The following is a 25,083-nucleotide window of genomic DNA, read 5'->3' as shown; positions in this document are numbered from 1 at the left end:
TTCCACCGGCCGACGAGCATCCCCTTCAACAGGACCGGAAGAATGCACACACCACGGGTTTTCCCACAATGTGAGCCTTCCCTGCATCAATGCGTTGTGGGGAAACCTGTGGCTCGGAGCTGTAACTGGATCCGCGCTGGCGCTACAGGGAGCACAACGCGCGCGGTCCACAAAGTATGGATCATGGGCCGACATGTCGGGTTAGGCACGTGCGCTGCCGCGCGGCAAGGGCAATATCGAAGGTTAAATGCTTTTTGCCAAACGTTGTCCAGACCTTTGTAGATCATTTGTCAGTCAAGCGGCGCGCAGTTTCCCTATCCTGATGCGCATGGGACTTCTCCTGCTGGTGGAGGACGACGAGACGATCGGCACCGTGCTCGAGTCCAGCCTGCGAGCCCACGGATACCACGTCCTATGGCACCGCACGGGGCGAGCGGCTCTCCGCGCGTCGACACTCTCCGACGTTGATTTCGTCCTGCTCGACCTGGGACTTCCTGACCTCGACGGGTTGGAGGTCTGCCGGCAGATGCGGAGTGCCCAGCCGAGAGCGGTCGTGGTCGTCCTCACTGCCCGCGACAGCGAGATGGATGTCGTCGTGGCGCTGGAAGCCGGCGCGGACGACTACCTCACCAAGCCGATGCGGTTGACGGAGCTGCACGCCCGGATCCGGGCGCACCTGCGGCGCGGAGGACCAGCGGCGAGGACGCCCTTGCAGGCCTCGATCGGCGATCTCACCGTTGATTCCGTCAGCCGGATGGTGACAGTAGGCGGACGCGAAGTGACACTGCGAACCAAGGAGTTCGATCTGCTGGCTCGCCTGGCCGCCGAGCCGAACTCGGCCGTCAGCAGGGAGGCGCTGATGGCCGACGTGTGGGACACGAACTGGGTCGGCTCAACCAAGACGCTTGACGTCCACGTCGCCGCGCTGCGCCGCCGCCTCGCGGAGCACTCCACCGCCGACTCCGTCCCACGGATCATCACCTTGCGGGGTTTCGGCTACCGGCTGGAGACGCCATCCACATGAGCGTGGGCCGACTCGGGGCCTCTGGCGCCCGCGAGCCCACCGCCGGGCGAGGTTTTTACCCTCCTCTGGCCCTCTGCTGTGCCTCCACTTGCGGTCGGGTGCTTAGCCTTCACAACAACCCTCACGCACGTCAGCAGGCTCGCCACCGAGGGCACGGCAACCACGCGGCAGCGACCAGCCCAGCCGCGACCGGTTGACGACTCCCGCGGCACGGCATCGGCCCACAGGAGGATCACCGTGGACGTTCGTTCTGGTGTAGGCGATCTCATCGCCCGAGACGTTGTGCTGGACGCAGTCCGCGTAACCCACACAGACCGTGGAGGGATCGACCTCGCCTCGACGACGAGCCGGTTCGGAGCCTGCTCCATCGTGATGGAATGGTCGGTGAATGATCAAAGTGGCGCTCCCGCCGGCTCGCACCTGTTGACGGTGTGGGCCAACTTGCCCCGGCAACGCTCGAGCGAACACCTGTTCCTCGACTTCCTGTTGCAACGGGTGCGGGAGGTCCTGCTGGCAGGCGCAGCGGATGGCTCGATCATCAGCATGTACCGGGGGACGTCACGCGGCGTCGTGGCAAGTAGCGTCGAGACGATCTCCAAGCACAACAAGTTCGAGGTCACCCCCCAGCAGCCCCGCCGCGCGGGGATGGCGCTGCTGAACCTGGCACCGTGGGAAGGTGCGGATTCCGACGCACCTCGGTACGGCGCGCGGAGCGGCGCTGCGCAGACCCCGAACTGACCACCACTGGCACGACAGCGGGCGAACCGGTGTTCAGGACGACGGGCGTGGTGCGCGCCGGTCCTGGCGCTGGGCCAGCTCCTCATCGTCGACGAGGGTGAGCATGGGCTTGCCGGGCGTGCACATCATCGTGACGAGGAATCGGCTCGGGATGTCTGTTCGGTTGTTGCCGTCCTGGTAGTGGATCACGTCGCCTCCCGGCTCCCAGAATGTTTCCCCGGCTCGGATGACGCGTTCCGGCTCACCTTCCAGCTCGAACAACATCTCGCCCTCCAGTACGTAGCCGAAGACCGGTCCGAAGTGGCGGTGCGGCGGGGTGCCCGGGTCGCCGGGCGGAAACTCGATGACCGCAGTCATCACCCCCGCGCCGTCGGGGATGAAGGGTGGTTCCACCTCTTGAAGGGTGGTGAGCGCCGTCTGCCAGGCGGTGGACCTCGGCTCGTTGATCGGCATCGCTGAGTTGCCTCCAGTGTTGATCTACCTTTGAAGTCCTGGGTTGTCGCGTCGTCCGCGGTTGCCCGACGATCTGCTGCCGCCGGTGATACCCGGGTCGGCTACGTGCTGGGCGACTTCTGAGGCGCGGAACGGCTCAGCCGGTCCGCGCATTTGGTCATGCTCCGGCCGCCCCGAGACAACTCTCGCACGCGGGCGGTCGCGGTGCCGAGACGTCGACCACACACTCGCCCCGGGCTACCAGCCATTGAGCGGGATGACGGCCGAAGATCCGGGGGAGAAGGACCGTGGTTGATATTCCGACTTTCCGGCTCCGGAGCGATCACACCTCTGTTGAGTCAGCCCACGGCCAGCGCTGCACTGGGCCACAGGCCCCTGGCGAGCCGGCCGAATTGGGCGGCAGGAAGCTCACGAGCGGGTCCGGCACGACGCCTCCAGCCGGACCATGACCAGTGATCATCCAGGTCAGCCGACCGGGATCCGGATACCGTCAGGCGAGGCGCCATGGGCTACCGCGGCGGCTGCAACGGCACGGCTACAGCAGCCCTAGCGCGGAGCGGCCGATGAAGTTGTGCACCGCCTCGCTGTTGGGCGGATGGAACGCCCCGGCCCGGACGTCGCGGTAGAGCCGCTCCAGCTCGCCGCGCCGGTGCAGCGAGCTTGCGCCGACGATCTCCATTGCCAGTTCGGTCGCCTGATGCGCGGCGCGGGTGGCGTTCTCCTTCGCCGCGAACAGCCGGGGCAAGGTCCGCTCGCCGTAGTCCACCCCCGCGGTCAGGCCGGCGGTCAGCTCGTCCAGCTGCGCCGTCGCCCCCTCCAGGACGAGCTCGGCCTCCGCCGCGAGGTACTGGACGAAGGGTTTGCTGGCCACCGGAGCGTCGCCGGTGCTTCTGGTCGTGCGCCGCCGCGCGGTGGCCAGTGCCAGGTCCACCGCCCGGCGGCCCAGGCCCAGGTAGACGTTGCCCAACATGGGCAGCACCCACGGCAGGATGGCGGAGACGAACCCGTCGGGCACCGCGCCCACCTCGCTGATCCCGACGACCCGCTCGTGCGGAATGAACACGCTGTCCAGGTGCGTGTCGTGGCTGGCCGTGGCGCGCAAGCCGAGGGCGTCCCAGGTGGGCACGGTACGCACACCCTCGCTGTCGCGCGCGACGAATCCGTGGACCACCGTGGGATGGTTCGGGTCGCTGTCGTCGCGGGCGTGGATGCCCAGCCAGTCCCAGGCCGGCGAGAGGGACGTGAACACCTTGTGCCCGCTGACCAGGTAGCCGCCCGACACGGGGACCGCCGCGGTCAACGAGTCGAACAGACCCACGTCGTTGCCGGGTTCACCGTGGCCGGCGGCAAACACCTTGCCGGCCACGATGTCCTCAACCAACCAGTCCACCCCGGCGTCCCCGGCCCGGGCGAGGTCCGCAGTCGCCCCGGTCCAGTACAGATGCATGTTGATGCCCACCCCGGTTGCCGGCGCCCAGTAGCCCAGCCGCCGCTGTTCCCGGCTGAGCTCCGCGAGACCGAGCCCCAGCCCGCCGCGATCGGCGGGAATGGCAGCCCGCAGGTATCCAGCCTCGCGCAGGTCCGCCAAGTCCTCGGCGAAAAACGCGTTCTCCCGGTCGTAGTCACCCGCACGCGAGTGCAACGTCTTGAGCAGATCATCGGACAAGACCGGACCAGAGTCCTCAAACATGACTATTCGTTCCTCGTCAGTGGATCGTTTTCAACAGGTTTGCTCGGCCCCACTTGGGCCGGTTTCGTCAGCGATTTAGGACACCGTTTCCTCGGCGCTAGGGCGCGACTCGCGCCTCGTTGGACGTCGGCCTTCCGATCAGCCCTGCAGCACCGCTGCCTTGCGGGCACCGAACATGACGAACCCGGAGACGAAGGTCCCGACCGCGCCGACCAGGAGCGTGGCGTGTGCCCAGTTCGAGCCGCTCGCGAGCATCGCGGTGACGATCGACCCGGCCACGATCGCGCCGGGCTGGGACAGGGCGTTGAGGAACCCGGTGCCTGTGGCGCGACACGTCGTGTCATAGCACTCGCCCATGTAGAACAACATGGCCGCGTACGGGCCGACCAGGAAGAACAAGCCGAGCGAGTAGAGGATCACCACGGCGAAGGTGCCGTTGGCCACCGTCAGCATCAGGGCGAACAGGATCCCCGAGATGATCCATCCGAAAGCGATCACGTTCCGGCGACCCAGCCGGTCGCCGAGGAAGCCGTGCGCCACGTAGCCGAGGTAACCCACGGCGTTGGCCACGATGAGCAGCACCAGCGAGTTGGTGAAGCTCACGTGCTTGCCCTCGGTGAGCACCGTGGTGCCCAGCACGGCGAACAGCTGCATGCCGGCCGCGTTGATGAACCAGGCGGCACCGAGCACCAACGTGTTGCGCAGCGCCTGGCCCGTGAAGATCGCCGCCAGCGGAGCCGCGGGCCGCTCGTCGACACCGTAGGAGCGCGCGAGCTCGGCGGCCTCGGCGGCCCGGCCCTGCTTGCGCAGCCGGCGCAGCTGCAGCTCCAGCTCGAACTGCGGGCTCTCGCGCAGCCCCCGGCGCATCAGGGCGATGAGCACGGCGGGGAACACCGCGAGCAGGAAGCAGCCTCGCCAGCCGATCACCGGCAGGAAGATCGCGACCCAGGCGGAGGCCAGGAGCACGCCGAGGGGGAAGGCGCCCTGCACGAGACTGTAGATCAGGCCACGACGCCGCTTGATCTTCTCGTCGCTGGTGACCGCGTAGATCTCGGTGAGATAGGTGGCGTTGACCGCCTGCTCGGACAGGCCGAGACCACCGAGGGACCGGACACCGATGAGGTAGGCGGCACTGGGCGTCACGGACGACAGGGCCGATGCCACCGCGGTGCCCGAGACGGTGAGGATCATCCCTTTGCGCCGCCCGATCCGGTCGGTGATCGGCCCGACGGCCAGCGCGATGACTGCGGTGGTGGCCGAGACGAGCGTGGAGACCAGGGACGCCATCGCGTTGTCCCAGCCGAAGCCGGCGGAGATCTGCGGCAGCAACGTGCCGAACATGATGAAGTCGAACACCGCGAAAAGCCAGGCGAAGAACGCGATGATCGTCGCCTTCCGGGTGGCACGACTTCCCACCCGTCGAAACGAGTTGGTCACGCGCGTGAGGTCGCTCTCGGGTACAGCAGACATGGCGGTGCCCCCTTCAAAATTCTTCGAAACGAAAGGACCGGTCTCTCCGTGCCGCAGGAAACGGCTCAGGGATGTCTGCGGTGGACGGCAGGATTGGTCGCCTCGGTCGGTGGCACCTGGGCAGGGCCACCAACGCCGTCACTGCTCGGCCCACTCCATGCCCAGGACGTCGGCCTAGGCTGACCGAGCAGCCGCTGTTCGATCATGTCGGCCCCGTGCGCCGCTCCGCCGGTGGCGGCGTACCCGGTGGCGACGCGGCGGGCGCCGCCGGTCATCGCCATCGCCTGCCGAACCTTGTTGCGCAGCCGGGCCGGGGTGAGCGCCTTGGGCAGCAGCCGGGTGCCGCATCCCGCGACCTCGACGCGGCGGGCGACCTCGAACTGGTCGCGGCCCTGGGGCACCACGCATACCGGGACGCCGCGCACCAGAGCCTTCTGTGTCGTGCCCATTCCGCCGTGGGTGATGGCGCACGCGGCGCGGTCGAGCACCATGTTGTGGGGGACGAACTCGCGGACGGTTGCGTTCGCGGGCACGGTGATCCCGGCCGGCACCCCGGCGGGGAAGGTTGCCACGACGTGGACGGGTTCGTCGGCCAGGGCGGTGAGGGCCGCGAGTGCCACGTCGATGTCGCCCTGGAACTCCGACGAGGTCGAGACCAGCACGATGGGCCGGTCGATCGCGGTCAGCCATTCCGGCACCGCCTTGGGCGTGGGGTCGAAGGCGCAGGCACCGATGAGCTGGATCGAGTCGTCCCAGTCCGGGTGCGGGTAGTCGAACGGCTGTGCGGTGGCGACGAGCTTCAGCGGTGGCCGGAGGACGAACTCGTCCGCCGAGCCGACGGGCGGTACGCCGACCTGTGTGCGGACGGGGTTGAGTGAACGCACCATCGCCTTGGTGAACACGCCGCTGACCCTGGGTCGGACCAGGGCGTCGCGGGCGCGGCCGAGCAGGCCCGGCCAGGGGCGTAGCCCGGGTCCCCACGGTGGTACCCCTCGGGATCGCAGGTAGGGGAGAAAGGCGTAGAACGACGCCCAGGGCAGCCCGCTGGCTTCGGCCACCGCGGCTGCGCCCCAGCAGTTCGCGTCGATGATCATCACGTCGGGGCGGACCTGGTCGATCGCGGTGCGCAGGTCGTGGACTTCGTGCTCGGCGCGGCGGGCGAACACGTCCAACGCCCGCTGCAGGGCGTCCTGGGGGTTGGTGGCCTTCCAGTCGTCGAGGGGCATGTTCTCGATGCGGGGATCGACGGCCTCGGTCGCGAAACCCAGGTCGCGACCGATCTCCACGCCGGCGGCGAGGGTGCGCAGCGCGATGTCGTGACCCCGGTGGCGCAGTTCGGTCAGCAGCACGCTGGTGGGAAACAGGTGACCCATCGCGGGTGTCTGGTAAGCAAGTATCTTTGCCACCACTAGCCTTTCCTATCCGGGTGCAACATCTGGGATAACGTGATCTCGGTCGCGATCCTGCTGAGTTCCGAGTCGATTCTCTGGGCCGGCCGCGGCGCGCGACATGCGCGACGCGACCGCGGACCCGGCGCCCGCCACCCGCTCGCCGTAACGGGCGTATTCCGCGTAGCTGATCCGGGCCGACCGCTCATCGGTCCGGCCGGCTTTGGTCGCCGGCGCGTCCAGGGTCGCGTCCCGGTACCGGCACAAGTCGGATATCCCGCCCGCAAGACGCCAAGATCCTGGGGTGCGGAACCTCCCATTCCGACGTCGGACGATCGAATCGATTCGATATGTCGCACTCTGAAACCCCTTAACGCTGTGGCTGCTCCACGAAGTTTACGCCACAGGGCCGTAACGTAACCACGTCGAAGGCGATCTACGACGAGGTCCGCGATGGCCGGGGTTCAGCCTCGAACGTTCCGCCGCGAGAGCCCCTGCAGGCCTCGGCGCTTGCATCGCTATGAGGAGACCAGTCTCGAGCCGGCGTCGTTCGCATCGCCCCCGTGGTCGACGCGGGACTTCACGCGGTCGACCACGGGAACGGGACCCCGGGCCTACCGAGTCTGCGCCGCGCCCGGCCCCAGCACGGCGTGGAGCACGCGAATGTCTGTTCCTTGTGCATACAGCCCCATTGGGTGATTTATGCGGTTTCTCGAACAGGCTACATATCGAAGGGATATTCCTTTGCTGCTGACCGAACTTGGTGACCGCAGTCTCGTTGGCATTCCGGAGCTACGAACTAATGTACGGTCATTAGGCAGGTGTGGATGGATCTGGACCGGGTGGAGCGTGCTCGGAGACCCACATCGACAACGTGCTACTACTGGCGGACGGTGTTTCTGGTGTTACTGGGTCGGCAGCGCGAGTGCGAGGTGCTCGACCGGCTGCTGGAGGCAGTGCGGGCAGGCGAGAGCCGGGCACTGGTTGTGCGCGGCGAGCCGGGGGTAGGCAAAACGGCGCTGCTGCAGTACCTGGTTGGGCAGGCGTCGGGGTGTCGAATGGCCTATGCCACCGGGACCGAGTCGGAGATGGAGTTGGCCTTCGCCGGGCTTCATCAGCTGTGCATGCCGATGCTCGACCGGCTCGAACATCTTCCTCAGCCGCGGCGTGATGCGTTGTCCACGGCGTTCGGGATCAGTGCCGGGGACCCGCCGGATCGTTTCCTGGTCAGTTTGGCCGTACTGGAGCTGCTGGCCGGGGTCGCCGAGGAACGGCCACTGATCTGCGTGGTGGATGACGCTCAATGGCTCGATCGGGCCTCGGTGCAGGCCCTGGCATTCGTTGCCCGGCGGCTGATGTCGGAATCCGTGGGTGTGATCTTCGCGGCGCGCACTGGTGAAACGACGGAGTTGACGGACCTGGCCCAACTGATGATCACAGGTCTGCCCGACGCGGATGCGCGCAAGCTGCTCTGCTCGACATTGCATTGGCCCTTGGACGACCGCGTGCGTGACCGTCTCATCGCAGAGACCAAGGGAAACCCGCTGGCGTTGTTGGAGTTGCCACGGGGCCTCACCCCCGCGGAGCTGAGCGGCGGCGTGCCGGGCCCCCACGCGCTGCCGCAGCAGATCGAGTCGGGCTTCCAACGGCAGATGGCTCGGCTGCCTTCGGAAACCCGGCGGCTTCTGTTGGTTGCGGCGGCGGAGCCGCTTGGTGATGGAGCGCTCATGTTCCGGGCCGCTGCGCAACTCGGAATCAGTGCCGATGCCGCTGGCCCGGCGGCCGAGGCCGGGCTGCTGAAGATCGGCGCGCAAGTCTGGTTCCGGCATCCGTTGGTGCGCTCAGCGGTCTACCGAGCGGCGTCGCGACAGGAACGGCGCAGCGCGCACCGGGCACTGGCAGACGCCACCGACCCCGAAGCCGACTTCGGTCGCCGCGCCTGGCACGCGGCACACGCAACAGCCCGGCAGGACGAGAACATCCCCGCAGACCTCGAACACGCGGCCGGCCGCGCCCAAGCGTGCGGGGACCTGGCCGCGGGCGCGGCCTTCCTGGGACGCGCCGCCGAGCTGACCGTCGACCCCCACCGCCGGGCGCAGCGCGCGCTGGCCGCGGCACAGGCCACGCACCTCGCCGGTGCCCACGACGCCGCACTCCAACTGCTGTGCCTGGCAGAAGCGTGCCCGCTCACCGAGCTCCAACGAGCCAAGCTGAACCTGCAACGCGCCAGGATCGCCTTCAGCCTCAACCGCGGCAGGGAGGCTCCCCCACTGCTGCTGCAAGCCGCCAAGCAGCTCGAGCAGCTCGACATGGAGTTGGCCGGCCAGACCTACCTGGAAGCGTTGTTGGCGGCCATGTTCGCCGGCGCCCTCGCCGACGGCGACAGCGTGTGGGAGGTCGCCCAGGCCGCCCAGGCCGCCCGTGCCGCCTCCCCGCCGTCCTGTCACCAACGCGCTCCCGACCTGCTCCTCAATGCCCTGGCCGTGCGGTTCAACGACGGTTACGTCGCTGGGGCGCCGGTACTCAAGCGGGCAGTGCGCGCGTTCCGCGACCACCACCTCTCCCCACACGAAGGGCTGCGCTGGCTCTGGCACGCGTGCATCACCGCAGCACACCTCTGGGACTACGACACCTGGGAACTGCTCGCCACCCGCTTCGTCCGCGCCGCACGGGAGACGGGCGCGCTGACCATGCTCCCCCTCGCCCTCAGCCAACGGATCGGCGTGCACGTCTTCCTCGGCCAGCTGACCGAAGCCATCTCGTTGCGTGAGGAGCTGAACTCGGTCACGGACGTGACCGGAGACCCCCCACCGCCCATCGCCGTCCTGCTGCTCGCCGCATGGCAGGGCCGCGAAGCCGAAGCACGCGAACTGATCAAGGGCACCACCGCGGAGGTGCTGCGTCGCGGCGAGGGGGACGGGCTGGTCAAAGCCCAGTGGGCAGCAGCAATTCTCGACAACAGCCGCTGCCGCTACGAGGACGCACTCGCCGCGGCCGAGGAGGCCGCCGATCAGCCGCCGGTGTTGGGCGTGGCACCGTGGGCGGCGTTGGCCGAACTCGTTGAAGCGGCCACCCGCTGCGGCACACCCGAACGCGCTGCCGACGCCTTCCAGCGGCTCACCGAGATCACCCGCGCCAGCGGCACCGACTGGGCGCTGGGCATCCAGGCCCGCTCCCGTGCCCTGCTGAGCTGCGGCGAGAACGCCGAGAGCGCCTACTGCGAGGCGATCGACCGGCTCGGCCGCACCCGCGTCCGCGGCGAGCACGCCCGCGCCCATCTCCTCTACGGCGAATGGTTGCGCCGGGAGGGCCGGCGAGTGGACGCGCGCGAGCACCTACGCGCCGCCCACGACAACTTCGCCACGATCGACGCCAAGGCCTTCGCCCGCCGCGCCGCCGCTGAACTACGGGCCACCGGCGAGTCCGCACGCAAACGCAGCATTGATACCACCATCGATCTCACCCCCCAGGAGGCCCAGGTCGTCAGCCTGGTCCGCGAAGGCCTCTCGAACGCAGAGATCGGCGCCCGCCTGTTCATCAGCCCGCGCACCGTCGAGTGGCACATGGGGCGGATCTTCGCCAAGCTCGACATCACCTCACGCAGACAGCTCCACCTGGGCGAACCTCCGCGACCGCGACGCTCAGCGCGCTCGGTCCCCGGGGACTACGGCGCCCCGTTCCAGTCGCCGGAGTAGCAGCTGTCCTGCCGAATGCAGCTGTGTGTTCACCCGGACCACCGTCGGCGGTGCCGGACATGATCGACGAGTTGATCACGTCCGGCGTCGCCCGGTCGGCCAGCGCCTGATCAGGTGGCCGGCGCCACGTTGTGGTTGAGCCGGAACATGTTGGCGGGGTCGTAGGTCTTCTTGATGGTCGCCAGGCGTTCGTAGCGCTGCGCGCCGTAGATCGCGGCGGCGTCGGGTGCCTCGTCCGGTGCGAGGTTGTTGACCAGCCGCCGCTCGCCCTGCCAGGGCTGCATGCCGTCGAGCAGTGCGGCGACCGATGCTTTGAGCTGCGGTTCCTCCGGCAGTGGACCGACCGCGACGCCCAGCAGGCTGTAGGGCAGGCCTCTGGTCGCCACGGCGTTGGGCACTGTCGGTTCCCGGTCCCATGCCCCGCCCAGGGCCCGCAGTTCGGCGATCCACAAGGTGGTGTCGGAGTCCGGGCCGACGAGCTCGACGAGCTTGTCCTGCGCTTGGGTGGGGAACTCCCGCAGCATGATGCCCCGTTCGTAGTAGGGCACCGGTTGGGTCGGCTCGTTGTGGATGGACGCGACCTCGGTGTAGGGCATGTCCCGCACGGTGTCCAGGACTGCCGGCGCCGCCGTGCGCAGCGGCGCGATCAGCCGCTCGCCGTCCTCGGCCGTGCCGTTGTAGGCGAACCGCAACGACACGACGAACGTCCCGCGCAGTGGTTCGGGCACGTCGGGCACCGGTGGCAGCCGCAGCACGGCGAACGAGGAGACCATGGTCTCCGGGGTGTCGGGGTGCCACGCGGTCCAGGCCCGCAGCACGTCGGCCATCCGCTCGCCGGGGAAGTAGATGCCGCCGCCGTAGAGGTAGGGCACCGGGAACAAGTCCAGTTCCAGCGCGGTGACCACACCGAAGTTGCCCTTGCCCCCGCGCAGCGCCCAGAACAGTTCGGGTTCGGACTGAGCGTCGGTGTGCCGTAGTTCGCCGTCGGCGGTCACCACCTCCAGCGATCGCACATGGTCGGCGGCGTAGCCCTGGGAACGGCCCAGCGTCGGGCTCAGACCGCCGCCCAGGACGTAGCCGGCGACTCCCACCGTGGGGTTCGACCCGTTCAGCGGGGCCAGTCCGGCCTTGGCCGCCTCCGGGATGACATCGGACCACAGCACTCCGGCGCCGACCCGGGCCGTGCGGCTGACCGGGTCGATGTCCACCTCGTTCATCCGACGGGTTGCGATCACGACGGCGCCGTGCGCGGTGCCGATCATCTGGTGGCCGGTGGTCTTCACCAGGAGGGGCCGGTGCTGCCGGGCTGCGAAAGTGACGGCGGCCTGGACGTCGGCCGCGCTCTGCGCCACCACGATCACCGCGGGCGCCAACTCGTGATTGAGGTTGAACACCGCACGCTCGTCGTCATATCCCGGGTCGCCCGGCAGCAGAACCGAACCCGCCACCGCCGCCCCGAGAGCCGCGGCATCCTCCCTCAGGACCGGAGGCAGGGACGAATCATAGAAACTCATCGACATACATCCTCTTACTGGTGCGGATATTCGGGAACCGAGACAACCGGCGGCGCAACGTCCAGCAGTTCTTTCGCGGTCATGCGGTAACAGCGGGACTTTCATCCCTTTCCGCCGGATGCAGCGCTTCGGGAGCACCCCGGGTGTGCGCCGCCCGCAACGCGATCATGCTTCCCCAGGGAGACCAGCCCTTCTCGTGTCGTGGGGTGCCGTCACGAGGATACGATACACTCAAGCAATGTAACGTTTGGTGGGCGCGGGCGGAGGTCGCCTGACGCTGCTCGGCGAGCAGACGTCGAGCGGGCCGGGCTGGAAGGCCTCACAGCCGTCGCCCGCGTAGCCCTGTGCGACGAGCTTCGACCTCGATGGAACAGGTAGTACGACGATCATCCGACCAAGGACTCGGAAGGCTCTCGATGTCCGTGCGCACCTATCTGCTCGCCGCCGGTGCCTTCGCGGTCGGCACGAGCGCCTACGTGGTGTCGGGCGTGCTTCCCGCGGTGAGCGGGGAGCTCGGTGTCTCGCTGACCGCTGCCGGCCAGCTTGCGACGGCCTTCGCGATCGCCTACGCCGTCGGTGCCCCGTTGGTCAGCACCCTCGCCGGCCGGTGGGACCGCCGGACTCTGCTGGTTGCCGCCCTCGTCGTGGCCGCCGTCGGGAACGGGCTGTCCGCACTGGCGACCACGTACCCCCTGCTGATCGTGGGCCGGATCATCGCCGCGCTCGGCGCGGCCGCCTACACACCGGCCGCCACGCTCGTCGCCACCGCCATGCTTCCGCCCGCCCAGCGCGCCCGCGCCGTCGGCATCGTGTTCGGTGGTCTGACGCTGGCACTCGCCGTCGGTGTGCCCGCGGGCGACCTGCTCGGCAGCAGGATCGGTTACGGCGGCGTCTTCGGGGCGGTGGCCGTGGTCACCGCACTGGTCGCCGCCACCGCGCCGCTCTGCCTACCCCGCCTCCCGGCGCCCCCGGCGGTGCCGCTGCGTGGACGCTTCGCCGTCGCCGCTGACTGGCGCGTGCTGACGGCGCTCGCGATGACCGTGGTCAACGTCCTCGCCGCAATGGTCGTCTTCATCTACGTGGCGCCCTTGTTGAACGCCACGGGCGGCATCCACGGCGCCACCGTCGCGCTCCTGCTGCTCATCTACGGCATCGGGGCGATGGCAGGCAACGTGTGGGGTGGCCGCGCTGCCGACCGGTTCGGCGCCGTGCCTACGCTCTTCGCCCTCCTCGGCGGGTCGGTCATCACGGTCGCGGTGCTCTCGCCGGCCGGGAGCACCATCGTGGGTGCCGCCGTGGTCCTCGCCCTGTGGGCTGTCTTCAGCTGGGCGTTCAACCCCCCGATGCAGTCTCTTCTGCTGGAACTGGCTCCCACCGGCGGCATGGTGCTCTCGCTCAACGCATCGGCGATCTACCTCGGCACCGCCGTCGGTGGGTTGGTCGGCGGAATCGTGATCGGCGCTGGAGGCCTGCTGGCGCTCCCCCTGCTCAGTGCAGGCTTCGGCCTCGTCGTGGTCGCCCTGCTGCTGACGCTTCAGCTCGGCCGCAGGCGCGTGGCCGCGGAGAACGTCGTTGCGTGAAACTGCGTGCAACGCAAGGTGCGAGCGGACGGCCTGGCCGGTCCAGAGCGGAGTCGCCCTGGGCCGGCGTCGTCGAGAAGGGCGCCGCTTCACCCTGCCTTTGTCAGGCAGACCTCCATACCCGCGCGTGATCTTTCGGTCAGCCCCTGGCGATCTCGTCGAGGAGCGCGGCCAGCTCGGCGGGACGGGACAGGAACGGGGAGTGGCTGGTCGGGATCCGACGGATGCTCTTCACGCGAAGGGCCATCTGCTCCTGAATCCGGACCGGGATTGCGGCATCGTTTTCGGTGATGATGTAGGTGGACGGGACGGTCTGCCACGCGGCCCGGGTCGCACGGTCGGCGAACGGCTGGCGGCGCTGGTCGACGAGCCGGCTGACGGCCAGGTCGGCGACCGCCTCGGGAACGTCGGCGTAAAGCCGGGCCCGCGGGTCCGAGCCGATCGGGAACAGCTCCTCCTTCGAGTCGGGATCGGGAGCGCCGTGCAGGCTGAACAGCGACTCGTGGATGTCGGGGACGTACGCGGCCAGGTACACGAGCTGCTGAACGTCGGGCAGGTCGGCGAGGCCCTCGGTGGCGGGGATCCCGCCGTACGAGTGGGCCACGACGACGACCGGGCCGCCGATCGCCTCGGTAGCCGCGCGGACCGCCTCGGCGTCTTCTCGCAGGCCGCCACGCGGGTCGGGGCCGGTGGTGGGCAGCTTCACCGCGCGGCTGGCGTAGCCGAGGTCGTCGAGCTCCCCGCGCAGCAGATTCCAGGTGGACGGGAGGTGCCAGGCGCCCGGAACAAGAACGAGCGTGGGCCGCTGAGCAGTCACGATGCTCCTCTGTGGAGTTTGGACGAAGAGTTACAAGACTAAACTGTAACGTATTGACGCCGAGTGTCGTGGGGGTCCTGCGAGAGCCGCGGCGGCGCGCGCGACCACGAGGGACGGGGCACTGCGCACGGGTTCGGCACCCGGCAACGGTCGAACCGATCGAGCGGAGTTTCGAGTACGTGAGCGCTGTCGGCGACCGTGAGACTGTTGCTGTCATGGCAGCTGGAGTGACGCCGGAACCCGAGGTGGTGCTGGAGACGGCTCGGCTGCTGCTCAGACCGTGGCGGGTGACCGAGGCTGCCGTCCAGCGTGAGCTGTGGACCGAACGGGACCCACGAGTGCCGCCGCACCGTCGAATAGATGCCGAGGGACGCCCCACGGTCGCGGAGATTGAAGAGTCGATCCGCACCAATCGGCTGTGGTCGTCCAGATTGCTGGCGGTCGAGCGAAAAGCCACTGGGGACGTCATCGGTTACTGCGGACTGGTCGACAGCGAAAAAGTGCCGGACAGGGAGCCGGAACTGGCGTTCGAACTGCTGCGCCGAGTCTGGCGTCAAGGATACGCCACCGAGGCCTCATCAGCGGTTCTGGACTGGGCGAGATCGTCCGGATACGAACGGCTGTGGGCCACGGTCTGGGAGTGGAACGTCGCTTCTCGCCGTGTGCTGGCCAAGATCGGGTTCACTGAGACCGGGCGGACGGAAGTGCATGCGGTCCACGGGACGAACCTGTTCATGACGAAACAGCTCTGCCGATGAGGTACCGGCGACGCCTCTGGATGGTCCACGCCAGTGAGAGGCAGGGCTGCTCACGGTCGCCGTCTTGTCGCCGCTGGGCGGAGCCCACGGCGGACGGAGGCTGGGTAGCCGCGCTCGAGCCAGACCTCCGGCTCGCCTGTTCCGCGTAACTCGCTGCCGGGCGTCGTGCGCCGGTTGGCGACACGGGTGAGTCTGAGCGGCATCACCTGGGAGAAAGGAACCGAACCGTGAGGCAATGGACCCATTTCACCGTGACCGCCGAGACCGGGCGACTGTGGCGGGTGACGTTCGACAGCCCGCCGATCAACCTGGTCACCCCGGAGATGCTCACCGAGCTTCCGGAGTTGATCGACGAGATGGAAGCCGCGCCCGACCTGCGGGTGGTGGTGTTCGAGTCGGCGAACCCGGACTACTTCCTGAACCACTACGACACCTCCCGGGTCGCCGAGACACCGACGGGCCTGGGAGTGACCGGCTACCCGCTGGTCATCGACGCCGGCACGCGGCTGTCACGCCTGCCCGTGGTGTCGATCGCGAAGATCCGGGGGCGGGTCAGGGGAGTCGGCTGCGAGTTCGCCCAGGCGATGGACATGCGCTTCGCCGGTGACGGGGCACTGTTCGGCCAGCCGGAGACCGCGAACGGCAACCTGCCCGGCGGCGGTGGTCTCGAGCACCTGCCGCTGCTGCTCGGCCGGGCGCGGGCGCTGGAGGTCATCCTCACCAGCGACGACTACCCGGCCGAACTGGCCGAGCGGTACGGCTGGGTCAACCGCACGGTCCCCGACGCCGAACTGGACGGGTTGGTGGACACCCTCGCCCGGCGGATCGCGTCGTTCGACAAGGACTCGATCACTGCGGTCAAGGGGCAGGTCAACCGGTACACGTTGCCGTCCGCGGAGGACATCAAGTCCTCCTATGACATCTACTTCGCGTCCTTCGGTTGGCCGGGCTCCCAGCGCAGGCTGCCCGCAGCGATCGCGGCGGGGCGTAACCAGGCCGGCGACTACGAGTTTCGCCTGGGCTACCACCTGGGGCGGCAGCCGGATGGAGATGCGGAGTGACCTGGTGATCCTTCCCGCCGCGGCGAGACGGCGCCAACAGATCGTCGCGTAGCCCGGGCGGTGCGATCTCTTTCGCATCCTCATGTATGCTAACGTCCGTTATGATAACGCTTGTTAGCATACGGGGGGATCCATGCTGCACCAGCTGGGGCAGGCACTCGAGGCGGTAGCGGGGGCGGAGGCCGACCGGATGGGTCGGCGACGGGGCGGCGGTGCGTGATGGCCAGGACCTCGCTGGTCAACCGGGTCCCGGCCGCTGTCCTGTCTTCGCCGCTGCATCCGCTGCTGAGCACCAGGAGGCTCGTCCTGACCTTCGTCGGGCTCCGCAGTGGCGTGCGGTATGCCATCCCGGTCAACTATCTGCAACGCGGCCGTGAGCTGCTCATCACCACCAACAGCAGGTGGTGGCGCAACCTCGCCGGTGGTGTGCCGGTGGAGCTACGGCTGCGGGGACACAGGGTCGGCGCCCGGGCCGAGGCCGTGCGCGAACCTGATGCCGTCGCCGAGGCGCTCACCGCACTCGTGCGCGACCACCGCCCGTACGGGCGCTGGGCACGCGTCCGGGTCGGCGCCGACGGCACCCCCGACGCCGCCGACGTGCGCGCGGAGGTCGGGCGCGGCCGGGTCCTGGTGCGGGTGCAGCTCCCCGACGACACGACCGCCCCGTGACCGCACCCCACCGCCGTCGCCGCGGCACCGGGCACGAGCTGCGTGACCTCGTGGTCAGCGTCGCGACCGACCTGCTCGCGCAGCTCGGCGACGTCGACGCGGTCACGATGCGCAGCGTCGCCACCGCCGCCGGAGTCACGGCACCCTCGGTGTACCGCCACTTCCCGGACAAACAAGCGCTGCTCCGCGTGGTCGTTGCCGAGCGGTTCGCCGCGTTCACCGACGAGCTCCGGACCGCAGCCGACTCGGCGGGCGAGGTGCCCTTGCTTCGCCTCGAGGCGATGTCGCGCGCCTACGTGCGGTCCGGCCTGCACCGGCCGGGGCACTACCGCGTGTTGTTCAGCGCCGCGAACGCGGGCGCGGCAGGCCTGGGCCTCGATCCCGACACCGAACACCCCGGGGCGGCGTCTCACCGGGCCCTGCTCGACGCGGTTGCCGCGTGCGTGCACGCCGAGCGACGGGACGCGGCGCCCATGCTGGCGACCGAGCTGTGGGCCTCCCTCCACGGCATCGTCGATCTGCGCATCACCAAACCCGACATGCCCTGGCCCGACCCCGACGCCCTGATCGACGCGGCCCTGACCGCCGTGCGTGCCGCCGCGGCACCGCGGCCCCGACCCCAGGAGGCACCGTGAACCTGCTGACCCTCGCCACGTTGCTCGTCACCGGATTCATCTCCTGCGCGGAGTTCGGCTCCTATGCCTTCGTCCACCCCGTCCTGCGCCGCCTCCCCGCCACCGAGCGCATCATCGTCGAACAAGGCCTGCTCAGGACCTACGGACGTGTCATGCCCGTCGGGATGACCCTGTGCGTCGTCCTCGGCATCGCCGCTGCGGCCGACGGGCGCGGTCCCGCGCTGCTGTCCTGGTCCGCAGCGGCGGCCTTCGCCGTTGCCGTGGCGTCCACCGTCGTCGTCAACGTCCCGATCAACGCCGCCACCGGACGCTGGGACCCCGCACACCCGCCCGCCGACTGGGAGCGGACCCGCCGCCGCTGGGAGTCCTTCCAAGGCGTGCGCTCCTGGCTGCTGCTACTCGGGTTCGTCCTGAGCTGCGCAGCCGCCACCACCTGACCGACCGTTTCCACCAGCCGCTGCCGAGCACGTCGCCGACTCGGAGCGACGTCGCTGTCAGGCAGTCGCTGCGTCGAGGAACCTCTCGAGCTCGCCCCGGGTGTCGGGCCCGCACGGCTGGAACACGATCTCGGTGACGCCCTTCGAGGCGAACTCGTCGAGGCGATGCCGGACCTGGTCGCGAGTACCGCTGATCGTCACGTCCCGAAGGATCGCGTGGCCGCCGGCGTCCCATGCCGCTCGATCGGCTTCACCGATCTCCACGCAGTGACCTGTGTGAACCGCGAGGTGCCGTCGATCGTCCGGAGTCCGGTTCACCACCTCCATCCACTCCGCGCCGCCCGGCAGGTCATGCACGGCAGAGGGCCCCCCGAACTCGTAGGCCCCGTGATAGGCCAGCGCCCACCCCGGCCCGGCGGCGAGCCGGGCGCGTTCGGAGTCGGTGGCCTCTCCCTCGTCGAGCACCGTGCCCCACACGAGGTTGGGCACCCAGGAGTACTCGGTGATGAACTCGGGCAGCTGAAGGGTCACATACAGCCCGTCGCCGAGTTCCTTGGCGACCTCGTGGCCCTTGGGGCCCAGCGCGCCGACCAGGATGGGGACGTCGACCGGGCGTGCGGGCGCGTGCCCAGCGGGATGCAGCATCTGCATCTGCGCCCCCTCCCACTCCACGACCTCGCCCTGCAACAGCCCGCGGTACGCGCGGATGTACGACTCCATGTAGGCCCACGTGATGGCGCGGTATCCCATCGCGCGGCGGCCGGTGAACCCCGTGCCGAAGGCGATCGAGACCCGACCCGGAGCCAGCGCGGCGAGGGTGGCGGTCGCCGCAGCGTTGACCATCGGGTGTCGCAGGCTGGGCACCAGCACACCCGGACCGAGACCGATCCGTTCGGTTCGTTCAGCGGCCAGCGCCAGGGTCATCCACACGTCCGTGCTCTGCTGGGGCGTGTCATAGACCCACGCTCGCGCGTATCCCAGCTGCTCGGCCAGAGCAATGTTGGCAGGGGAATCCAGAGCGGTCGGAAAAGCGCAGGACACCTCCACGAGGAGCCTCCATTCCATGGGCGGCGGGGTCGACGATCAAGGCAGCTCTGCGTGGGGAACGTCCACCCGGACAGCCATGAGCTGCGCCTCGCGGACCGGCCGGCGTTCGTGCTCGGGAAAGGAAGGAGCAGTGCACAGGAAGAGGGTGCAGCCGTCGTCACCGCCGAGCATGCAGGCGAAGACCCCGAGCCCGGTCGGGATCTCGTCGAGGATCTCGCCGCCCTCCTGCACCCGGATCACGCGGGCGTGGAGGGCGTCAGCCACCCAGATCGCACCCTCCGCGTCTGCGCAGATGCCATCAGGACCGACCTGGAGCAGCTCGACGGCCTCCCCGACGTCCTCGGTCTGCGGTGGCTCACCGAACTGGGCCCACACGCGCCGATTGCCCAGCCCGCCGTCCTCCGCGATGTCGAACGCGGTCAGCCGCCCCGCGAACGTCTCCGCGACGACCAGAACGTTCCCGCCGAGGATCACCATGCCGTTCGGAAAACACAGGTCGTCGGCCACAGTGGCCACAGTGCCGTCCACGTCGACCCGCGTGACCGTGGTGTGACGCAACGGGGCTCCACCCATGAGGTCGAAGCCGAAGTTGCCCACGAAGGCACGTCCGCGATCGTCGACGACCATGTCGTTGAGCAGCCCCGGGACCGCGCCGGACAGATCGGCGTGCTCGGCGAGCGACCCTGACTCATCGCGCACCAGGATGCGGTGATCACGCATCGACACGATGAGCGCGCGTCCGTCAGGAAGGAAACCGATCCCGCCGGGCTGGCGCGGCACCTCGGCCACAACCTCGACGTGACCGCGACCGTCGGTCGACACAACCTGGTTGGTGTAGAAGTCGGAGACCCACAGCCGGCCGTCATGCCACCGCGGACACTCCAGGAAGGAGTATCCGTCCAGCACGACCGTCACCTCACGAGTTGACGGCGCACCTTGTCCCATCGTGACCTCGAATCCGTTATGTCGTCGTTGGCAAACCGGAATTGCCCTGCGGTGGCTGATGCGGGCGGGCTGAGAACCACTGACCATCACATGCCTCTATCGCCGGAGCGTCATTAACCGGCCAATGACTAAGCGCATAATCAGGCTGGCCAAAGGATCGTGCCTGCCGGAGTTGATGTCAAGCGCCGGAACCGGCGTCGACCGTCAGCGAGCGGGCTCGCCCGCCTGCGTGGGGTCCGAAGGCTCCGTGCGCGAGGCAGGCACCGGCGGTGTGCTGGTCAGCATCGCGAGCGCGAGACCTGCGTAGAACTCGCCGAGGTCTTCCGGGCTGTCGGTGCCGCTGTGCCGGTACCAGCGGACCGGGTCGACGGCGAGGGCGATGATGCCCCGGACGACACGCTTGATGTCGATGGGCACGAAGACCCCGTCTTCGACCCCGTCGGCGACGATGCTGCGGTAGACACGGTTGGTCTCCCGCCGGATCTCGCGGATCGACGCGTAGTTCTCCGGGGTCAGGTTGGCCAGCTCGTACTGCGCCACCCTGGCCGCCACGTGATAGCGAGCATTCCAGGCCACGTGGCGATAGACGATGTGCCAGATCCGTTCCACCAGGTCGTCCTGTGCAGGGGAGCGCATGTCGTCCAGGGCCTTCACATGGGCGGTCCGGGCGATTTCGAACAGGATCGCTTCCTTGGACGGGAAGTGGACGTACATCGCGGCGGGACTCAACCCGGCGCCACCGCTGATGTCGCGGGTGGTGGTCGCCTGGAAGCCTTTGGAGGCATAACAACGGGTCGCGGAGGTCAGCAGGCGCCTCGCGACAGGCCCGTAGGAGTGGTCCCACAGCTCGGCGGATCGGTCCTGAAGCTGGGGGGCATCGAGTTCCCAGGTGTCGAATGCCCCGGGCTGCCTCTTGGCCATACGCCCCCTCAATGGCTCGATGCCACCTGCGTCGGGGCAAACCTACCCGCTGACGGCGTTCGTCCTGGGTCTAACGTGCCTGCGCGTGCAGCGATCGGGGGCCAACCGATGAAGGAGCTCAGGTTCGAGCAGGACCTGGTGCGGGCTCTGCTCCGGGATCAGCATCCGGATCTCGCCGACCTCGAGCTCCGGGACGTCGACGGCGGCTGGGACAACCAGCAATGGCGGCTCGGGGACGAGCTGGCCGTGCGCCTGCCACGTACCGAGCGCGCGCCTGCTCTGCTGCACACCGAGCAGACGTGGCTGCCGGTGCTGGCGAACCGCCTGCCGCTGCCGACGCCCGTCCCGGTGCGTATCGGCAGGCCTTCGAACCTGTTCGAGCACACCTGGACGATCGCGCGCTGGGTTCCGGGTGATCCGGCCGATCGCGCGCCGATCACCCGCATCGATGCGGCCGAGATCCTCGCGGAGTTCCTTCGCGCGCTGCACGACCAGGCGCCCGCCGACGCACCGGCCAACCCCACGCGTGGCATGCCGTTGGCCGAGATGCAGAAGGGGGTCGACGGCGGGTTCGACGTCATCGCCGACCACCCGAGCGTCGGCCGCGCCCGGGAGGTCTGGGAGGAAGCCGTGGCCGCGCCCGTCTGGCACGGGGCGCCGCTCTGGCTGCACGGCGATCTGCATCCGGCGAACGTGGTCGTCCGGGACGGGATGCTCGCCGGGGTCATCGACTTCGGCGATATGTGCGCAGGCGATCCCGCGACTGACCTCTCAGCCGCCTGGATCCTCCTGCCCGCCGGCACGGCGAGCCGGTTCTTCGACGCCTATGCGCTCGCCGACGACGCGACGATCACCCGGGCGCGGGGCTGGGCGGTACTCCGGGCGCTGGGCCTGATCTGGATCGGACGGAACGGGAGGCGTGGTCTGCCCGGAGGCAAACCGACGTGGGAACCGGCCGGTTACGCCACGCTCGAACGGGTCCTGGTGGCGGACTGACGCGAGGGCGCGCGGCCGGGCCCGGGTAGATTCCGCCGCCGGACGGAAGCGGGGGTGAAATGACCGGGGGGTGGCACTTATGGTTCGGCACGTTCACCGGTGGCGTGCTCCTCACGGTGGCCGTACTGCCGCTGGCTGCGCTGCTGGTGTGGGTTCTGGCCCGTCGTCGGCGGGTCGCCGGCGCCACGCCGGCGTGGCGGATGGCGCTGGCCGAGGTCGGCATCGTCTACGGGACGGTGCCGTTGGTGTGGATGATCATGTTGCCGGGGAGTCAGGCCGGTGCCGTCCCGGGTCGGGTGAGCCTGGTGCCGCTGCGGGATCTGGTCACGATCATCGCAGCCGGGCCGCTGACGGCGACGGGCCAGGTCGTGGGCAACCTGCTGGTGTTCGCGGCGCTGGGGTTCCTCGCCCCGATGCGGTTCGCGGCGCTGGCGTCGGTCCCGCGGGTTCTGGTGCTCGCGGCGGGCTGTTCGGTCCTGGTCGAGGTCGCGCAGTACGTCCTGCGGTTGGACCGGGTGTCGTCTGTGGACGACGTCCTGCTCAACGCTGCCGGGGCCGGGCTGGCCGCGTTGGCGTCGCGCCGCTGGTGGCGGGCTACGGCCGGAGCGTCGCCGGATCGGGCTCGACCGGCCCCGGTACCGGGACGCTGAGCGCGCGCACCGCGGGGAAGATCACCAGGCTGAAGTGCTCGGGCACGGCCGCAGGGGCGGCGCCCTGGACGTCGGCTGCGGATCAGGTGCACTGACCGCGGTGCTCGCCGAACACCTGGGGGCCGAGCTGAACGTGGGCTTCCTGGCCGCGGTGAGCGAAGGTCGCGAGCAGGGTGTCTTCATCCCCACTGCCAGCCCCGGCGACCTCGCGGATTTCGTGCAGTCCGCCTTGGCCGGAGCCATCGTCTCCCACGTACTGCACCCCGCGCGGTCCCCGGCCAACTTCCGCGCCGTCCTGCTCGCCCAGCTCCGATCGATGCTGGGACTCGCGGTCTGAGGTTCGCGGCCGTCACCCCCGCTGGTCCACGTGCGATCCAGCACGTCATCCGGCCACGCTCGCTACCCCTGCCGACGAGGCCGACCCGCCTCCGCCCGGTGCTGTGATGCCGGAGAGGAGGATGTCGGCGAGGGAGTCGGCGTAGCGGTCCAGATCGGTGTCGGGGTAGGTCTCGGCGTAGCCCAGCATCATGTCGATCGCCCCCTGATAGGTCACCGCCATCACCCGGGTGTCGAACGGGCGCAACGAGCCCTCGGCCTGTCCTCGCTCGAACAAGGCCTGTTGCCCTCGGTAGGTGTCCTCGTAGTCGGCGAGGCTCAGCCGGCGGCTCCCGTCGGGGGCGCGCAGGTTGCGGACGATCTGGTCGATCGCCGTCAGCTCGGCCCGGTGGGTGTGGTGGAGCGCTGCGGCGCCCCGGATCGCCGACCGGATCACCTCGGGGACCGGCGCTGACAGGTCCAGCCGGGCGACGATCAGATCCCGGATCTTCACGACGGTCACCGTGACGGCCTGTGCCATCAGGTCGTCCTTGTCCGTGAAGTAGTGCGAGATCAGCCCCTTCGAGATCTGGGCGTGCTCGGCGATCCGGGCCAGCGAGACGCCGTCATAACCGTGCTCGGCCACTGCGGCGATGGTGGCGCCGATGATCTGTTCACGCCGCTCGTCCTCGCTCAGACGTTGCCGGACCCGCCCTTTCCCTTCGGCAGCCGGCCGCACCCGGGAGGCGTCGCGCCTCGTCATCGCCGCCCGGCGCGCACGGTCAGGAACGCCACGAGCACCATCACCACGGCTGTCGCCACCATCTCCAGGCGCATCCAGGCCGGGAAGACACCCGGTAGCGCCGCCTCGACGACGTTCACCGCGACGAGGACGCCCGCGATGACCGCCACCGCCTGCAAGGCGCGTCGGCTTCTTCTCGCTGCTCGCAGGCGAAGGGGCAGCAGCACGGCGAATGCGGCCACCACGACGGCGTGCCCCCACGCCTCGTCGGTCGCGAGACCGGGAGCGGAGGAGGTCAGGACGATCAGGGCGATCAGCGTGCCGATCGTGAGGGCCACGTAGACCCCGACGGCCCGGGCCGGTGGGCCGACATCGAAGGCGGGAGACGTCATCGTCCGGCTATTGACCACACGGCCGATAGTATATTGACCAGGTGGCCAATAGCAACCGTCCTTCGTAAGAGAACGAGCGCTCGTTTTACACTGCGCGAGTGAACGACGACAGGACAGCAGCGACGGCCGCGACGGATCCGATCGACCGTCTCCACGCCGCCATCAACTCGCACGATGTGCAGCAGGTCGCGGACTGCTTCACCGCCGACTACCGGTGCGAGCTGCCGCATCGGCCGGCCGAGAGCTTCACCGGTTCGGCCCGCGTGCTCGCCAACTGGACAGCGATCTTCGACCGGCTGCCGGATCTGCGGGCGACGGTGCTGCGACGTGCCGTGTCCGGCTCGGAGATCTGGTCGGAGTGGGAGATGGTCGGCACCGGCCCGGGCGGGGCGCAGGCGTTCATGTGCGGACCGGTGGTGATGACCACGCGTGACGGACGAATCAACTGGACCCGCTTCTACCTGAGCCCGGTCCCGTCGACGCTCCCGGCCGGGGCACCCGCGGGCGGATGAGCATCCGGCGCCGCGCGCTCGGGCGGATCGCTCAGCCGCGCGGCGCCTCGTCGGGCGGGGGGTCGACGAGACCCGCCAGGGCGGCGACGAACCGCGGCTGGTCGACGGGTACCCCCGCCGCGACCAGCGCCGCCAGCCCGATGACCGCGGACAGGGCGACCTGGGCGAGGGCCTCGTCCTCCGGACCGTGCTCGTCCGGCTCCACGCCATCGCGGAGGAGCTCGACGAGATGGTCCTGGAGCCGCTGGTGGATCGGCACCACCCGGGCGGCCAGCTGCGGCTCGACCGCGGCCTCCCCCCAGATCTGGATGGACAGCCGGGCGTGGCTGCGTCCGGGTCCGACCTCGTCGGCCAGCCGGGCCAACAGCTCGGCTGCGCGCTCGACCGGGAACCCGTCGCCCACTTCTCCGCCGTGCCCCTCGCCCGTGGCCACGACCAGCTCGACCTTGCTCGGGAAGTAGCGGTAGATCGCGCCCATCGACAAGCCCGATGCCTGCACCACGTCACTCATGCTGGTCCTGGCGAAGCCGCGTTCGGCGAACAGCGTGGCCGCCGCATCCAGAATCTGCCGACGACGTGCCGCCAGATGCTCCGTGCTGACCCGTGGCACCACTACCCCTCACCCGGTGCCTCG

The 25,083-nt window shown here is 69.2% G+C and carries 25 protein-coding genes; 13 read left to right on the top strand and 12 right to left on the bottom strand.

Annotated elements, in window-relative coordinates; translation table 11 throughout:
• The first annotated feature begins 328 nt into the window (after positions 1-328).
• Together ACQPZA_RS27135 and ACQPZA_RS27130 are read left to right on the top strand one after the other, a co-directional pair.
• Positions 329-1,024, top strand: coding sequence for a response regulator transcription factor (locus ACQPZA_RS27135; RefSeq protein WP_433275015.1), 696 nt, complete (start codon positions 329-331; stop codon positions 1,022-1,024).
• Between the two features lie 237 nt (positions 1,025-1,261).
• Positions 1,262-1,762 carry a hypothetical protein gene (locus ACQPZA_RS27130; RefSeq protein WP_169395510.1) on the top strand — a complete coding sequence of 167 codons (501 nt, stop codon included), beginning with the start codon at positions 1,262-1,264 and terminating at the stop codon, positions 1,760-1,762.
• A gap of 33 nt (positions 1,763-1,795) precedes the next feature.
• On the opposite strand, the gene ACQPZA_RS27125 is transcribed toward ACQPZA_RS27130, so the two are convergent.
• The 4 genes from ACQPZA_RS27125 to ACQPZA_RS27110 all read right to left on the bottom strand — a co-directional run bounded on the left by ACQPZA_RS27125 (position 1,796) and on the right by ACQPZA_RS27110 (position 6,748).
• A complete protein-coding gene (locus ACQPZA_RS27125) occupies positions 1,796-2,155 on the bottom strand; it encodes a cupin domain-containing protein (RefSeq protein ID WP_433275014.1) in 360 nt (119 codons plus the stop codon).
• Between the two features lie 595 nt (positions 2,156-2,750).
• On the bottom strand, positions 2,751-3,881 hold the full coding sequence (locus ACQPZA_RS27120; RefSeq protein WP_433275013.1) for an acyl-CoA dehydrogenase family protein: 1,131 nt from the start codon (positions 3,879-3,881) through the stop codon (positions 2,751-2,753).
• Between the two features lie 162 nt (positions 3,882-4,043).
• Positions 4,044-5,375 (bottom strand): MFS transporter, encoded by a 1,332-nt coding sequence (locus ACQPZA_RS27115; protein ID WP_433275012.1) that lies wholly within the window; start codon positions 5,373-5,375, stop codon positions 4,044-4,046.
• Between the two features lie 65 nt (positions 5,376-5,440).
• Positions 5,441-6,748, bottom strand: a complete 1,308-nt coding sequence (locus tag ACQPZA_RS27110; protein WP_433275011.1) for a nucleotide disphospho-sugar-binding domain-containing protein — start codon at positions 6,746-6,748, stop codon at positions 5,441-5,443.
• Positions 6,749-7,590: 842 nt separating this feature from the next.
• Here ACQPZA_RS27110 and ACQPZA_RS27105 point away from each other — a divergent pair.
• Entirely contained in the window at positions 7,591-10,458 is a 2,868-nt protein-coding gene (locus ACQPZA_RS27105; RefSeq protein WP_433275009.1) for a helix-turn-helix transcriptional regulator, read from the top strand.
• Positions 10,459-10,568: 110 nt separating this feature from the next.
• Here ACQPZA_RS27105 and ACQPZA_RS27100 read toward each other — a convergent pair whose 3' ends face one another.
• Entirely contained in the window at positions 10,569-11,972 is a 1,404-nt protein-coding gene (locus ACQPZA_RS27100) for an FAD-binding oxidoreductase (protein ID WP_433275007.1), read from the bottom strand.
• 416 nt (positions 11,973-12,388) lie between these two features.
• On the opposite strand from ACQPZA_RS27100, the gene ACQPZA_RS27095 reads away from it, so the two are divergent.
• Positions 12,389-13,552: an MFS transporter gene (locus ACQPZA_RS27095; RefSeq protein ID WP_433275005.1), complete on the top strand. Its 1,164-nt coding sequence runs from the start codon at positions 12,389-12,391 to the stop codon at positions 13,550-13,552.
• Positions 13,553-13,691: 139 nt separating this feature from the next.
• On the opposite strand, the gene ACQPZA_RS27090 is transcribed toward ACQPZA_RS27095, so the two are convergent.
• Entirely contained in the window at positions 13,692-14,369 is a 678-nt protein-coding gene (locus ACQPZA_RS27090; RefSeq protein WP_433275003.1) for an alpha/beta hydrolase, read from the bottom strand.
• A 215-nt stretch (positions 14,370-14,584) separates the two neighbouring features.
• On the opposite strand from ACQPZA_RS27090, the gene ACQPZA_RS27085 reads away from it, so the two are divergent.
• The 5 genes from ACQPZA_RS27085 to ACQPZA_RS27065 all read left to right on the top strand — a co-directional run bounded on the left by ACQPZA_RS27085 (position 14,585) and on the right by ACQPZA_RS27065 (position 17,929).
• A complete protein-coding gene (locus tag ACQPZA_RS27085) occupies positions 14,585-15,127 on the top strand; it encodes a GNAT family N-acetyltransferase (protein ID WP_433275001.1) in 543 nt (180 codons plus the stop codon).
• Between the two features lie 227 nt (positions 15,128-15,354).
• Positions 15,355-16,188, top strand: a complete 834-nt coding sequence (locus ACQPZA_RS27080; protein WP_433274999.1) for an enoyl-CoA hydratase/isomerase family protein — start codon at positions 15,355-15,357, stop codon at positions 16,186-16,188.
• A gap of 219 nt (positions 16,189-16,407) precedes the next feature.
• Positions 16,408-16,857 carry a hypothetical protein gene (locus ACQPZA_RS27075; protein WP_433274997.1) on the top strand — a complete coding sequence of 150 codons (450 nt, stop codon included), beginning with the start codon at positions 16,408-16,410 and terminating at the stop codon, positions 16,855-16,857.
• On the top strand, positions 16,854-17,492 hold the full coding sequence (locus tag ACQPZA_RS27070) for a TetR/AcrR family transcriptional regulator (RefSeq protein WP_433274995.1): 639 nt from the start codon (positions 16,854-16,856) through the stop codon (positions 17,490-17,492). Before ACQPZA_RS27075 ends, ACQPZA_RS27070 begins: the two co-directional genes overlap by 4 nt.
• The gene (locus ACQPZA_RS27065; protein WP_433274993.1) at positions 17,489-17,929 is read left to right on the top strand and encodes an anthrone oxygenase family protein; all 441 of its coding nucleotides are present in this window, start codon (positions 17,489-17,491) and stop codon (positions 17,927-17,929) included. The genes ACQPZA_RS27070 and ACQPZA_RS27065 overlap by 4 nt, the downstream gene beginning before the upstream one ends.
• Positions 17,930-17,986: 57 nt before the next feature.
• Here the strand turns inward: ACQPZA_RS27065 and ACQPZA_RS27060 are convergent, their stop codons facing one another.
• The 3 genes from ACQPZA_RS27060 to ACQPZA_RS27050 all read right to left on the bottom strand — a co-directional run bounded on the left by ACQPZA_RS27060 (position 17,987) and on the right by ACQPZA_RS27050 (position 20,842).
• Positions 17,987-18,994, bottom strand: a complete 1,008-nt coding sequence (locus ACQPZA_RS27060) for an LLM class flavin-dependent oxidoreductase (protein WP_433274991.1) — start codon at positions 18,992-18,994, stop codon at positions 17,987-17,989.
• Positions 18,995-19,012: 18 nt separating this feature from the next.
• Positions 19,013-19,921, bottom strand: coding sequence for an SMP-30/gluconolactonase/LRE family protein (locus tag ACQPZA_RS27055; RefSeq protein ID WP_433274989.1), 909 nt, complete (start codon positions 19,919-19,921; stop codon positions 19,013-19,015).
• Positions 19,922-20,125: 204 nt separating this feature from the next.
• A complete protein-coding gene (locus ACQPZA_RS27050; protein WP_169395524.1) occupies positions 20,126-20,842 on the bottom strand; it encodes a TetR/AcrR family transcriptional regulator in 717 nt (238 codons plus the stop codon).
• 108 nt (positions 20,843-20,950) lie between these two features.
• Between ACQPZA_RS27050 and ACQPZA_RS27045 the strand changes: the two genes are divergently transcribed.
• The 3 genes from ACQPZA_RS27045 to ACQPZA_RS27035 are packed head-to-tail and all read left to right on the top strand — an operon-like array spanning position 20,951 to position 22,825.
• Positions 20,951-21,838 (top strand): aminoglycoside phosphotransferase family protein, encoded by an 888-nt coding sequence (locus ACQPZA_RS27045; protein WP_433274987.1) that lies wholly within the window; start codon positions 20,951-20,953, stop codon positions 21,836-21,838.
• Positions 21,839-21,897: 59 nt separating this feature from the next.
• Positions 21,898-22,488 carry a VanZ family protein gene (locus ACQPZA_RS27040; RefSeq protein ID WP_433274985.1) on the top strand — a complete coding sequence of 197 codons (591 nt, stop codon included), beginning with the start codon at positions 21,898-21,900 and terminating at the stop codon, positions 22,486-22,488.
• Between the two features lie 34 nt (positions 22,489-22,522).
• Positions 22,523-22,825 carry a hypothetical protein gene (locus ACQPZA_RS27035; RefSeq protein ID WP_433274983.1) on the top strand — a complete coding sequence of 101 codons (303 nt, stop codon included), beginning with the start codon at positions 22,523-22,525 and terminating at the stop codon, positions 22,823-22,825.
• Between the two features lie 45 nt (positions 22,826-22,870).
• On the opposite strand, the gene ACQPZA_RS27030 is transcribed toward ACQPZA_RS27035, so the two are convergent.
• Both ACQPZA_RS27030 and ACQPZA_RS27025 read right to left on the bottom strand, forming a co-directional pair.
• Complete coding sequence (locus tag ACQPZA_RS27030; protein ID WP_433274981.1) at positions 22,871-23,566, bottom strand: TetR/AcrR family transcriptional regulator; 696 nt, start codon at positions 23,564-23,566, stop codon at positions 22,871-22,873.
• A complete protein-coding gene (locus tag ACQPZA_RS27025) occupies positions 23,563-23,937 on the bottom strand; it encodes a hypothetical protein (protein ID WP_433274979.1) in 375 nt (124 codons plus the stop codon). Before ACQPZA_RS27025 ends, ACQPZA_RS27030 begins: the two co-directional genes overlap by 4 nt.
• A gap of 98 nt (positions 23,938-24,035) precedes the next feature.
• Between ACQPZA_RS27025 and ACQPZA_RS27020 the strand changes: the two genes are divergently transcribed.
• The gene (locus ACQPZA_RS27020; protein ID WP_433274977.1) at positions 24,036-24,449 is read left to right on the top strand and encodes a nuclear transport factor 2 family protein; all 414 of its coding nucleotides are present in this window, start codon (positions 24,036-24,038) and stop codon (positions 24,447-24,449) included.
• Positions 24,450-24,480: 31 nt separating this feature from the next.
• On the opposite strand, the gene ACQPZA_RS27015 is transcribed toward ACQPZA_RS27020, so the two are convergent.
• Positions 24,481-25,059: a TetR/AcrR family transcriptional regulator gene (locus ACQPZA_RS27015; protein WP_433274975.1), complete on the bottom strand. Its 579-nt coding sequence runs from the start codon at positions 25,057-25,059 to the stop codon at positions 24,481-24,483.
• Positions 25,060-25,083 lie beyond the last annotated feature (24 nt).

The organism is Pseudonocardia xinjiangensis, assembly GCF_050948425.1.
Lineage (GTDB): Bacteria > Actinomycetota > Actinomycetes > Mycobacteriales > Pseudonocardiaceae > Pseudonocardia > Pseudonocardia xinjiangensis.
The sequence above is the reverse complement of the archived record's forward strand: the minus strand, read 5'-3'. Positions and strand labels throughout refer to the sequence as shown.